General features: G+C 66.6%; 8 protein-coding genes. 6 read left to right on the plus strand and 2 right to left on the minus strand.

Annotated features, from left to right (window positions below):
• Positions 1-76: 76 nt before the first annotated feature.
• From HMPREF3048_RS04630 to HMPREF3048_RS04655, 6 genes are read left to right on the plus strand one after another with little or no spacing between them, the layout of a single operon-like run.
• Positions 77-2,020, plus strand: coding sequence for an alpha/beta hydrolase-fold protein (locus tag HMPREF3048_RS04630; RefSeq protein ID WP_070423322.1), 1,944 nt, complete (start codon positions 77-79; stop codon positions 2,018-2,020).
• Complete coding sequence (locus HMPREF3048_RS04635) at positions 2,020-2,517, plus strand: hypothetical protein (protein ID WP_070453272.1); 498 nt, start codon at positions 2,020-2,022, stop codon at positions 2,515-2,517. The genes HMPREF3048_RS04630 and HMPREF3048_RS04635 overlap by 1 nt, the downstream gene beginning before the upstream one ends.
• 23 nt (positions 2,518-2,540) lie before the next feature.
• Positions 2,541-3,482, plus strand: a complete 942-nt coding sequence (locus HMPREF3048_RS04640; RefSeq protein ID WP_070771326.1) for a cutinase family protein — start codon at positions 2,541-2,543, stop codon at positions 3,480-3,482.
• Between the two features lie 33 nt (positions 3,483-3,515).
• Entirely contained in the window at positions 3,516-5,333 is a 1,818-nt protein-coding gene (locus HMPREF3048_RS04645; protein ID WP_070615576.1) for a FadD32-like long-chain-fatty-acid--AMP ligase, read from the plus strand.
• A 35-nt stretch (positions 5,334-5,368) separates the two neighbouring features.
• Positions 5,369-10,084, plus strand: a complete 4,716-nt coding sequence (pks13, locus tag HMPREF3048_RS04650; RefSeq protein WP_070771327.1) for a polyketide synthase Pks13 — start codon at positions 5,369-5,371, stop codon at positions 10,082-10,084.
• Complete coding sequence (locus HMPREF3048_RS04655) at positions 10,081-11,622, plus strand: acyl-CoA carboxylase subunit beta (protein ID WP_070771328.1); 1,542 nt, start codon at positions 10,081-10,083, stop codon at positions 11,620-11,622. The genes pks13 and HMPREF3048_RS04655 overlap by 4 nt, the downstream gene beginning before the upstream one ends.
• A gap of 123 nt (positions 11,623-11,745) precedes the next feature.
• Here the strand turns inward: HMPREF3048_RS04655 and HMPREF3048_RS04660 are convergent, their stop codons facing one another.
• Both HMPREF3048_RS04660 and HMPREF3048_RS04665 read right to left on the minus strand, forming a co-directional pair.
• Positions 11,746-12,099, minus strand: coding sequence for a DUF3054 domain-containing protein (locus HMPREF3048_RS04660; RefSeq protein WP_246815286.1), 354 nt, complete (start codon positions 12,097-12,099; stop codon positions 11,746-11,748).
• On the minus strand, positions 12,096-13,169 hold the full coding sequence (locus tag HMPREF3048_RS04665; protein ID WP_070771329.1) for an HNH endonuclease signature motif containing protein: 1,074 nt from the start codon (positions 13,167-13,169) through the stop codon (positions 12,096-12,098). Before HMPREF3048_RS04665 ends, HMPREF3048_RS04660 begins: the two co-directional genes overlap by 4 nt.
• Positions 13,170-13,171 lie beyond the last annotated feature (2 nt).

A 13,171-nucleotide genomic window follows, 5' to 3' on the forward strand; every position in this document is an offset into this window, starting at 1 on the left:
ATTAAACCCTCAAGTGAAACTTAAGATTTAGGGCGATACTCTTGTGACACAAGTAGCCCGACGAGGTAGGAGACTCATGCGAGACAACCGGATCACCCCCACCAGGCTCACCGCAGCCCTGCTGCCTGCCGCGCTGGCTCTCACGCTGGCGCCGTCGGCCGCAGTCACCGCCCAAGCACAGTCCTCGGACCTTTCGTCGCTGTCGTCGAACCGCGGCATCTCCGACGGTCTGCGCCCGTCCGACCCGCCAAAGCGCACTCCGATCGAGGTGGAGAAGAACCCCGAGATCCCCGGCCTGCCGGAGGGCGTGAAGGTGGACCGCATCGAGTGGATCACCAGCCGTCGCGTAGCCGTGTTTATCAAGTCCGCGGCCATGCCGAAGGAACTCATCCAGGTGCAGATCCTGCTGGCACGTGACTGGCACTCCAACCCGACCGCGAAGTTCCCGGAAGTGTGGGCGCTCGACGGCCTGCGCGCGCGTGACGACGAAAACGGCTGGACCATCGAAACCAACATCGAGCAGTTCTACGCCGACAAGAACGTCAACGTCATCCTCCCGGTCGGCGGCGAGTCCTCCTTCTACTCCGACTGGCAGCGGGAGAACAACGGCAAGCACTACAAGTGGGAGACGTTCCTGACCAAGGAGCTCGTCCCGGTGCTGAACAACGAGTTCCGCTCCAACGGCAAGCGCGCCGTCGTCGGCCTGTCCATGGGTGGTACCGCCGCAGTCAACCTGGCTGAGCGCAACCCGCACCTGTTTAACTTCGTCGGCTCGTTCTCCGGCTACCTGGACACCACGACCACCGGCATGCCGTCCGCGATCAAGGCCGCGCAGCTGGATGCCGGCGGCTACAGCGCCGAGGCCATGTGGGGCCCGCTGGGCTCCCAGGACTGGATCGACCACGACCCGAAGCTGGGCATTGAGAACCTGAAGGACATGACGGTCTACGTCTCCTCCGGTTCGGGCCGCGACGACTACGGCAACGCCGAATCCGTGGCCAAGGGCCGCGCGAACGCTGCCGGCATGGGCTTGGAGGTCATCTCGCGCCTGTCCACCCAGACGTTCGTGGACTACGCCTCGCGCACCTCCGTCAAGCCGATCGTGCGCTTCCGCCCCTCTGGCGTGCACTCGTGGGAGTACTGGCAGTTCGAGATGGCACAGGCATGGCCGTACATCGCTAACGCCCTCGACGTGCCGGAGGCTGACCGTGGCTCCAAGTGCAACCCGATCGGTGCGATCGCAGAAGAGACCAAGTCCGGCGTCATCGGCACCTGTGTCAACGACGAGTACAACGCGGGCAAGGACGGCAAGGGCAAGGCCCAGGACTTCCGCGGCGGTACTGCGTTCTGGTCCCCGAACACCGGCGCGCACGCCCTGTACGGCGCAATCCTGGCCAAGTACAACGCGCTCGGCGGCGCCGCTGGCTGGCTCGGCTTCCCCACCACCGGCGAGCTCCAGGCACCGGACGGACAGGGCCGCTTCGTCCACTTCGAAAACGGCTCCGTCTACTGGACCGCGAACACCGGCGCCTACGCCATCCCGGGCGACATGTTCAAGGCATGGGGCGCCAACGGCTACGAGACTGGCGACCTGAAGTACCCGGTCGCCGAGGCCAACAAGGTCGGCGACGGCTACGTGCAGAAGTTCCAGGGCGGCTACCTCACCCGCAACCCGGACGGCAAGCACTACATCGTCCACGGTGCGATCGGCGAGAAGTACGGCGAGATCGGCACCGCCACCTCCGAGCTCGGCTACCCGAAGTCCAACGAGATCGCAATCAAGGGCGGCTTCTTCCAGGAGTTCGAGCACGGCAACATCTACTGGTCCGCTGCCACCGGCGCCCACACGATTCTCAAGGGCGACATCTTCAACGAGTGGGGCAAGCGTGGCTACGAGCAGGGCGAACTCGGCTGGCCTGTGAAGGACATGGCGAAGATCCCGGCTGGCGGTCTGACCATCGACTTCCAGCACGGCACGGTTGAGCAGGTCAACGGTGTGGTCAACGTAAGGAAGAAGTAATGCGCAAATTCGCCCTTTGCTTGACGACGATCACCTGCACCGCCGCCCTTACCGCCTGCGGTGGAGCCACCGTGGACTCCGAGGACGTCACCGAAACTGCGGCCACCTCGGCTACGGAAACGGCCACCTCGGCCACTGAGTCGGGTACCGCGTCCGCGACGGAATCCGCGACGGCGTCGTCGGCTGCGGCGCCGGGGTCGTCGTCACGCAATGGCGCCGGCGACCAACCCGCACGGGAAGTGGAAACCGTGCCCACCCAGGTGCCTTCATACGCGCCGGAGGAGCAGGCGTTTCTGGATCACCTCAGGCAAAACGGGGTGAACGTCGACGGTCTTGAAGACCAACTCACAGCAACCGGGTTTACCGTGTGCGACGACGATACGATCACCCGCGACGCCGTCGCCGGGCAACTGGTCGAACAACGCCGCACCGACATGGACGCAGGCACCGTAGCGACCCTGCTCAGCGACACCGCTCGCGCCAACCTGTGCGGCTAACCCCGCACGTGTAAGGAGTTTTCATGCGCCGATCGCGCAACGTTGTCGTCGTCGCTGCCGTGATTGTGGTGCTTGCGCTAATCGGCCTAGGTATCTACCAGTGGCGCACCACCACCGACAGCGACCTGCCGTCGGCGAGCAAGCCGCCAGAGTCGAGCGCGCTCGAGCGTGTCGACGAGCCCGACTGGTGCCCCGCCGTCGAAGTCATCTCCGTACCGGGCACCTGGGAATCCGCGGCAGACGACGACCCGTTCAACCCCCAGGCCAACCCGGCCAGCTTCATGCTGTCCATCACGCGCCCGCTGCAGGAGATGTACGACATCAACCACGTGCGCGTGTTCACCGTCCCGTACACCGCGCAGTTCCGCAACATCCAAACCGCGCACGGCCGCGCCGAGATGACCTACGACGACTCCCGCGCCGAGGGCACCGCGAAACTGCGAGGCGAACTGGACTTCGTGGCGCGCACCTGCTCGTCGACAAAGTTCATCATTGCGGGCTTTTCGCAGGGTGCGGTGATTGTGGGGGACGTGGCGTCGTCGATAGGCAATAGCGAGGGTCCGATCAACCCGGACCGTCTGCTCGGCGCGATGATGATCGCCGACGGACGCCGAGAAAACGGCGTGGGCATCAACCCCGGCGCCGAAGTGCACGGCACCGGCGCGGAGATCGTCCTGCAGCCGCTGCAGCGCGTCGCCGACGCCGTCACCCCCGGCGCCACCATGACCGGACCACGCCCCGGCGGCTTCGGTCTCGTGGAGGATCGTGCCTACGAAATCTGCGCGCCGAACGACACCGTTTGCGACGCCCCACTGGGTGTAGGCAACGCGATCGAACGCGCAAACGCACTCATTTCGGCAAACGGCAATCATGCACTATATGCCACAAATCCGGACGTGATTCCGGGCTCGACAGTGCCCGAGTGGGCTGTCAATTGGGTCCGTGACGTGGTAGAGAGTTTGTAACTCGAATACAGGTGTAAAACAAGGAGTTTTTCGATGGATCTTCAGCAACTGACCGCCCAATTCATCGGCCCCGACGGCGACATCGCCCTGCCAGAACACTTCACCCTGCCCCGACTCGCCGAAATGATCCACCAGGCCCAACTGCAGGCCGGCGGCGGCGACGCGATCAACGTCCGCGCGTGGGACTTTTCCACCGACCCAGCTGGTGTGGAAACAACGTTCACCCGCTCCGAGGTCAACACCCGCATCAAGGCCGTCGCAGCACGCCTCGCCCAGGTCGGCGAGCCGGGCGCACGCGTCGCGCTGATGGCGCCGAACTCCGCCGAGTACGTCTTCGGCTTCATGGGCGCGCTCTACGCCGGCCAGGTGCCGGTGCCGCTGTACGACCCGACCGAGCCGGGCCACGAGGGCCACCTGCGCGCAGTGCTTGGCGACGCCGGCGTCCAGATCGTGCTCACCAACTCCGCCGCCGCCCCCGCTGTGCGCCGCTACTTCGCCGACCTGCCCGGCACCGAGCGTCCCCGCGTCATCGCCGTGGACTCCCTGCCGGACACGCTCGCCGAGTCCTACCAGCCAATCCCGCCGGTGCCGGGGGAGGACACCGCGAACCAGATCTGCTTCCTGCAGTACACCTCCGGCTCCACCCGCAACCCGGCAGGCGTGATGATCACCAACGAGGCGCTGGTCACCGACGTTCTGCAGATCAACGACGCGGTGAAGTTCGAAACACCGATGCGCATCCCGACCTGGCTGCCGCTGCACCACGACATGGGCATGATCGTGGCCATGATCGGCGTCGTGCTGGGCCAGGAGATTGAGATCTTCGCCCCGCGCGACTTCATCCAGCAGCCGAAGCGTTGGGTGGAGCGCCTGTCGCGTCGCGACGACGACCTCGCCGACATCCACGTCTACACCGTGATCCCCAACTTCGCCCTGGACCTCGCCGCCCGCTACGCCGCGCCGGAATCTGCGGACCAGTACGACTTCTCCGCCGTGGAGTGCATCATCATTGGCTCCGAGCCGGTTACCCGCGCGGGCGTGACCGCGTTTATCGACGCGTTCAGCGCCTCCGGGCTCGACCGCTCCGTGCTGCGCCCGTCCTACGGCCTGGCCGAGACCACCCTGCTGGTGTCCACCGACCGCACCGATGAGCGCCCGAAGTTCATCGAGTTCGACCGCGACGCACTCGCAGAGGGCAAGGCCGTCCCGGCGGAAGGCGGCGTGGCTACCGCGTCGAACGGCCAGCCGGTGAACTGGATGCACTTCGCCATCGTCGACCCGGAGACCCGCAACGAGGTCGAAGACGGCACCATCGGTGAAATCTGGGTCCACGGCAAGAACGTCGCCGCCGGCTACCTGGACCGCCCGGAGGAGACCGCCGCGACGTTCCACAACACCATCGGCGAAACCATCCAGGACGGCATGCCGAAGGACAACTGGTGCGCCACCGGCGACCTGGGCACCATGCTCGACGGCCACCTGTACATCACCGGCCGCGTCAAGGACCTCGTGGTCGTGGCGGGACGCAACCACTACCCGCAGGACATCGAAGCCACCGTCATGGAGTCCACCGACCACGTGCGCAAGGACTCCGTCGCCGCATTCGCAGTGCCTGGCGACGACGTCGAGCGCCTCATCATCATGGTCGAACGCGCCGACAACGCCTCCGCCGACGGCGACGCAGCCGCCATCGACGCCATCCGCTCCGCCGTCACCGCCAAGCACGGCATCGCCCCGGAGGTCGTCGAGTTCTACGGTCCGGGCGAGATCGCACGCTCCTCGGCAGGCAAGATCGCCCGCCGCGTCAACGCGAAACGATTCACCGATCGCGAACACGCTGCAACGCAGTAACAAAACCCCGCCGGTGGGCGATAGTCTGAGCTGTTATGAACGAGCATGATCTGATTCAGTGGCTCACCAGCTGGGTTGAGCGCGCCACCGGCGTAGATAACGTCGACCCGACCACGCCGCTGGAGACCTACGGCCTCGCATCCCGCGACGCCGTGATCCTCTCCGGCGAACTGGAAACGCTCCTCGGCCGCCGCGTAGACCCGACCATTGCCTACCAGTACCCGACCGTCGCTGCGATCGCCGCGGCGCTGACGGCGGTGAAGGCGGAGGGGCCGGTAAGGCGTCGTCGTCAAGCAACTGCGACCCCTGGCACCCACGACATTGCCATCATCGGCTCCGCCGGCCGCTTCCCAGGCGCCAAAAACAACGCCGAATTCTGGCAAATGCTCATCGAAGGCCGCTCCGCCACCGGCCCACTTCCCGCACCACGCTGGAATGAATACCTCGGCGACCCCGTCGTCCGCACTAAAATGTCGGAAGAAAACACCGACGGCGGCTACATGGACGGCATCGCCTCCTTCGACCACGAATTCTTCGGCGTCTCCCCACTCGAGGCCCAAAACATGGACCCGCAGCAACGCATCATGCTCGAAGTTGCGTGGGAAGCCCTCGAAGACGCAGGGCTCGCGCCCAGCAAGCTGCGCGGCGAACCCGTCGGCGTGTTCGTTGGCTCGTCCAACAACGACTACGGCATGCTCATCGTCGCCGACCCAGCCGAGGCGCACCCGTACGCGCTGACCGGCGCATCCTCCGCGGTCATCCCGAACCGCATCTCTTATGCCTACGACTTCCGCGGCCCGTCCATGAACGTGGACACCGCCTGCTCCTCGTCGCTGGTGTCGGTGCACCACGCGGTGCGCGCGCTTCGCGACGGCGAAGCCGACGTCGCCCTAGCCGGCGGCGTGAACATCCTGGCCAACCCGTTTGCCTCGCTTGCGTTTTCGGAGTTGGGCGTGATCTCGCCGACCGGGCGCATCCACGCGTTTTCCGACGACGCCGACGGCATCGTCCGCGCCGACGCCGCAGGCTTCATCGTGCTCAAGCGTGTCGACGACGCCATCGCCGACGGCGACAACATCCTCGGCGTAATCAAAGGCTCGGCCACCAACTCCGACGGCCACTCCAACGGCCTGACCGCCCCCAACCCGGACGCCCAGGTAGACGTGCTGCGCCGCGCCTACGACGACGCCGGCGTGGATCCGCTGCAGGTCGACGTGGTCGAAGCCCACGGCACCGGCACCATCCTCGGCGACCCGATCGAGGCCACCGCACTCGGCGAGGTCCTCGGCCGTGGCCGCGACGCTGGCTCGCCGCTGCTGCTGGGGTCGGCGAAGTCCAACATCGGCCACTCCGAATCCGCCGCCGGCGTGGTGGCGCTGATCAAGGTGATCGAGGCGCTCAAGCACGACACGATTCCGGAGTCCATTAACTTCACCGCCCCAAACCGCTACGTCGACTTCGACACCGAGCGCATCGAGGTCGTCCAGGACCCGCGCGAGTGGCCGCGCTACTCCGGCCGCCGCATCGCCGGCGTGTCCGGCTTCGGCTTCGGCGGCACGAACGCGCACGTGGTCGTCGCCGACTTCGACCCGGCCGACTACGACACCCAGGCGCCCGAAACCGAGCCATCCTTCGAGGGCGTGGCTGCGGCGGCGTTGCCGGTGTCGGGCCTGCTGCCCTCTCGTCGCAAGGAAGCAGCAGGCGCACTCGCTGACTTCCTCGAAGGCCGCCCCGACACCGACCTGATCCCGGTGGCGCGCTCCCTGGCCAAGCGCAACCACGGCCGCTCCGCCGCTGTCGTCCAGGCCACCACCACCGAAGAGGCGGTCAAGCGCCTGCGCCAGGTGGCTGCCGGCAAAATCGGCCCCGGCATCGCATCCGCCGACGCACCGACCCCCATGGGCCCCGTCTTCGTCTACTCCGGCTTCGGCTCCCAGCACCGCAAGATGGCCAAGGAACTCATCGCCCGCTCGCCGCTGTTCGCCCGCCGCATGCGCGAACTCGACGAGATGGTCAAGTTCCAGGCCGGCTGGTCGATGCTCGAGATCATTGATAACGACGAGCTGACCTACGACACCGAAACCGGCCAGGTCACCATCACCGCCATCCAGATCGCCCAGACCGACCTGCTGGCCTCCGCCGGCATCACCCCGGCCGCCACCATGGGCATGTCCATGGGTGAGATTGCCGCAGCCTACGGTGCCGGCGGGCTGAGCGACGAGGACTGCATCCTCATCGCCACCGCCCGCGCCCGCCTCATGGGCGAAGGCGAAGAAATGATCGCCGGCACCGACCAAGAAGGCGCGATGGCGGTTGTGGAGTTGTCGCGCGAGGCGCTGGCGGAGTTCGTCGATAAGCATGAGCAGGCTGCAGGCGTTGAGCCAGCCGTCTACGCGGGCCCCGGCATGACCACCGTCGGCGGGCCGTCGAAGGCCGTCGACTACATCGTCGAGGCACTCACCGCTGAGGAGAAGTTCGCCCGCAAACTCAACGTGCGCGGCGCCGGCCACACCAGCGCGCTCGACCCGATCATGGGCGAGCTCGCTGGCGAAATCGCAGGCATCACCCCGCGCCCGCTCACGGTGCCGCTGTTTACCTCCGTCGACCGCGGCGAGGTCTACCAGCCCGGCCAGACCATCCACGACGACGCCTACTTCCTGCGCATGACCCGCCAGCCGGTCTACTTCCAGGACGCCACCGAAGCCGCGTTCGCCGCCGGCCACACCACGCTTGTGGAGATCACCCCGAACCCGGTTGCACTGATGGGCATGATGAACACCGCGTTCGCCGCCGGCCAGCCGGATGCGCAGCTGCTGTTCACCACGAAACGCAAGGTCGACGAGCTCGAGTCGCTTTTGGACCTCGCCGCGAAGCTCTACGCCGGCGGCGTGCCGGTGGACTTCGGCGCCTTCTACGGCGCAGGCAAGGTCATCGACGCGCCGAAGATGGCGTTTAAGCAGGTGGATCACTGGACGCCGGCGAGGCCGTCGTCGGCAAGCACGTCGCTTTTGGGCTCCCGTGTGACGCTGCCGAGCGGCGAGGTTGCGTTCGCGACCGCCGCCGACCAGGTCTTCAGCCCGCACCAGCTCATCGAGGCCGCCGCGGCTGAGGTGGCCGAGGGCGCGCGTGTCGTCGCTACGGAAGAGCACGGCTACCTGCCCGCCGACGGCGAGGTGACCACCGTGGTCGCCTCCTCTCTCGGCGGCGTGTCCGTCAAGGTGTACGACGGTTCCGCGCTGGTTGCGGAGGGTTTCGCCTCCACCATCGACCGCGCCCCGGTTCAGGGCGTCATGGAGCCCACGCGTATCGACGACACCCCGGCCGCCGCCTCTGACGAGGACCAGGACGACGACATCGACGCCGTGCGCTGGGACCCCACCTCCGGCGAGACCGTCGCCGAGCGCCTGCGTGGCATCGTGTCCGAATCCATGGGCTACGACCCCGAGGACCTGCCCGACGAGCTGCCGCTGATCGACCTCGGCCTCGACTCCCTGATGGGCATGCGCATCAAAAACCGGGTGGAAAACGACTTCCAGATCCCACCGCTGCAGGTGCAAACGCTTCGCGACGCCTCCGTCGCCGATGTCATCCGCATCGTCGAAGACGCCGTCGCAGGCCGCACCGATGCGCCTCAGCCGATGGCTGTCAACGACGAGGCGCGCGACCCGGCCGCTGCTGCCGAAAAGACCCAGGGCGTGGGCGTCGCCCCGCGCGACGCGTCCGAACGCATGGTGTTTGGCGCCTGGGCGAAGTACGCCGGTGCGGCGGCTGCTGGTGTGACGTCGGAGTTGCCGCAGATTAGCAACGAGCAGGCGGGAGAGATCGCCGCGCACCTGACCGAGCGCTCCGGCATCGAGGTCACCGCCGAGGATGTGCTGGGCGCCGAGACGCTCGAACCGCTGGCGAACAAGGTCCGCGAAGGCCTGGAGACCCCGGTCGACGGCAACATCCGCGTCTTCCGCGAGGGAACCGGCACCCCTGTGTTTGTCTTCCACCCGGCCGGCGGGTCGTCGTCGGTGTACGCGCCGCTGGCCCGCCGCCTGAATAAGGACGTCCCGGTCTACGGCGTCGAACGCCTGGAGGGCTCCCTCCAGGAGCGTGCTGCCGAGTACGTCAAGGACATCGAGCGCATCGCAGGCGAGCGCAAGGTCATCCTCGCCGGCTGGTCCTTCGGCGGCGCCCTGGCCTACGAGGTCGCATCCCAGTTGGGCAACGACAAGATCGACTTCATCGCGCTTTTGGACACCACCCAGCCGTCCGAGCCGATTCCCGACACCCTTGAGGAGACCAAGGCGCGCTGGGGCCGCTACGCCGCCTTTGCCAAGGAGACCTATGGCCTGGACTTCGAGGTGCCTTACGAGCTGCTCGAAACCGCCGGCGAAGACGCGCTGCTGACCATGCTCACCGAGTTCCTGGCCAGCACCGACGCCTCCGAACACGGCCTGGCCGCCGGTGTCCTGGAGCACCAGCGGGCATCGTTCGTGGACAACCAGATCCTCAACCACCTCGACTTCACCCGCTGGGCCGACGTCGACGTGCCGGTGTTGCTGTTCCGCGCCGAGCGCATGCACGACGGCGCCATCCAGCTCGAGCCGAACTACGCCCACATTGACGAGGACGGCGGCTGGGGCGCTATCGTGAGCGACTTGACCATCGTCCACCTGCCCGGTGACCACTTGGCGGTTGTGGACGAGCCGGCGGTGGGCATCGTCGGTAAGCACATGAACGCATGGATCGAAGGGAAGCGATGAGTACCGCCGACAAACTCGCCGACCTGCGCGAACGGCTTGACAAAGCGCAGGACCCGGGCTCGGAACGCTCGCGCAAGCGTCGCGACGACGCCGGCCGCACCACCCCGCGCCAACGCATCGACGCCCTGCTCGACGAGGGCTCCTTCGTCGAAATCGGCGCGCTCGCCCGCACCCCCGGCGACCCTGACGCCGTCTACTCCGACGGTGTGGTCACCGGCTACGGGCGCATCGACGGCCGCCCCGTCGCCGTGTACGCCCACGACAAAACCGTCTACGGCGGCTCTGTCGGCGTGACGTTCGGCCGCAAGGTTACCGAGGTCATGGAGTTCGCCATCAAGATCTCCTGCCCCGTGATCGGCATTCAGGACTCCGGCGGCGCCCGCATCCAGGACGCGGTGACGTCGCTGGCCATGTACTCCGAGATTGCCAAGCGCCAACTGCCGCTGTCGGGCCGCGTCCCGCAGATCTCGATCATGCTGGGCAAGTCCGCCGGCGGCGCCGTCTACGCCCCGGTGACCACGGACTTTGTCATCGCCGTTGACGGCGAGTCCGAAATGTACGTCACCGGCCCGAACGTGATCCGCGAGGTCACCGGCGAAGACATCACGTCCGCCGAACTCGGCGGTGCGCGCGTACAGGAGCAGGCCGGCAACATCCAGGCCGTGGTGGCTACGGAGGAGGACGCCTTCGACTACGTCAAGGACCTGCTGGCCCACCTGCCCACCTCCACCTTCGACGCGGCCCCCGTCGTGACGGCCCCTGCGGACGAGGAGTTGGACGACTCCGCACTCGATTCCTTCATGCCCGACGACACCAACGCCGGCTACGACATGATGGATCTGCTCGTGCAACTTGGCGACGACGAAGACCTCGTCGAAATCCAAGCCGGCTACGCCGAAAACCTCATCTGTGCCTTCGGCCGCATCGACGGCAAGGCAGTCGGCTTCGTCGCCAATAACCCGATGTACGCCGCTGGCTGCATCGACGCGGACGCCGCCGACAAGGGCGCGCGTTTCATCCGCACCTGCGACGCCTACAACATCCCCATCGTCTATGTCGTGGACACCCCCGGCTACCTGCCCGGCGTGGAGCAGGAGCGCGAAGGCCTGATCCACCGTGGCGCGAAGTTCGCCTTCGCCGGCGTGGAGGCCACCGTGCCTAAGGTGACGCTGGTCGTGCGCAAAGCCTACGGCGGCGCGTATGCGGTGATGGGGTCGAAGAACCTCAACGGCGACATCAACCTCGCCTGGCCCACCGCCCAGATCGCCGTGATGGGTTCGGCGGCGGCGGTGGTGATGCTGCAGGGCAAGCAGCTCGCCGCCATCGAGGACCCTGATCAGCGCGAGGCCATGAAGAGGATGTTCATGGACTTCTATGACCAGGAGATGACTTCCCCGTACGTGGCTGCGGAGCGGGGTTACATCGACCAGATGATCGAGCCCAATCAAACACGCATTGCTTTACGACGAGCCCTTCGCCAACTGGCCACCAAACAAGAATTCGACCTTCCTAAGAAGCACACCATCAGCCCCCTGTAAGAAAGGCCCTTCTTCTATGCTTTCCTCCACCCTCGACCTGTTCGGCGACCTTGTCAGCATGATCATCTGGTTCATCAACGGCATCCAGACGGGTGATCCGCTCTGGAACTTCGGCTCTAGCTTCTAGGCTTTCTTCGACCAGAGTTTTGCGATTCCGCGCCAGCCGAGCATGAGCAGCGCGGACATGGTCGTCGCCACGATGATGAACGACCAGTGGGGGATCGAGCCGTTGCGGATGCCCCAGATGACCAGGCCGGTGATCACGGTGACTGGCCAGATGATGCCGCCCTTGTTGTCACGGGCGATCAGCCATCCCAGCGTCACGCCCAGGGCGAACGGCCACAGGGTGGATAGCCAGCCGGTGAAGTTGAACGGCATGGTTTCGGATTGGTGGGCGGCGCGTGCGAGCAGCGCGAATACCGCGATGGCGACGTAGTCGGCCGCGATCGCGGTGGGGCGTGTGATTCGTTTCGTCATACTCGCAGATGGTAGCGCCCGAACAGCGCGTCCATGATTCCGCCGGGCCTAAACACCGGGTACCCGCGCGGTGAAACCCACACCGGCCGGCCCCGGATCCGTTCGATCCTTCCGCGCCGGTTGGTGTGGCGGGGGTCGTCGTGGTTGACCCGGTTGTGGTACCTGCACAGCGGCACCAGGTTGGCCAGGTTGGTCTGCCCGCCTTGCGACCACGCCGTGATGTGGTGGAACTCGCACATATCCGCCGCCACCCGACATCCGGGTACGGGGCACATCGGGGTGGCCATGCGGGCTAAGTCGCGTTGCTTCGCGTTGGCCACGCGCTGGGTCCGGTACAGGTTCACCGGCCCGGCCTCGGGGTGCACGAGCGCGACCTCGGTCGGGAACATCTCGCCCAACAGTGCGGCGACGTATTCGGCGCCGGTGATGGTGGTGCCGTCGGAAAGTGCGAGCAGGACGTCGTCGCCGTGGTCGGCGAGGATTGTCACGTGCTGGTCCGCCGGCACCGCCACGATCGGGCGCGGCGCCGGCACTTGCACCCCGCCGCCCGCGGTGAGCATGTCGGCGAACCGGGCGAACATCTGCGGGCCCGCAGGTTTCGACGCGTCCAGCCCGGAGCGCAACTGCTGTTCCAGCGCTGCGAGCACGTGTTCGTCGCCGCAGCCGGAGAACTTCCGTTTGCCACCCCGCGAGGCGGAGAAGCGGAAGGCGTCTTCGGGGGTGCGGGCGTCGTCGGGAAGCAATTCGCGCGCGGCTTTCTGCACCGCCCGGTAGTCGCCGCGCACCTCGAGCAGCGCAAGCCGCGGCGCCCAACGCTCGTTGACTGGCAGGCGCTTCAGGCGGCGCTCGATGGCCACCAACTGGTGCAGCGAGAACCCCCGCGCCCGCTCCAGCGCCACGGCCTGTTTGCGGGTGTAGGCGGTGCGGCCGAAGTACACCGTGTGTAGCGCGGCCCACTCGCGAACCTGTGCCGGGTCGAGGCCTGCCTGGAGGGCGTACTGCTCGTCGAAACCGGCGAGCGCATCAACGGCGCTGGCCAGCGTGTCCACGAGAGCAGTAAATGAAGTCATGC

The organism is Corynebacterium sp. HMSC075D04 (assembly GCF_001815635.1).
In the GTDB taxonomy this organism is placed as follows: Bacteria; Actinomycetota; Actinomycetes; order Mycobacteriales; family Mycobacteriaceae; genus Corynebacterium; species Corynebacterium coyleae.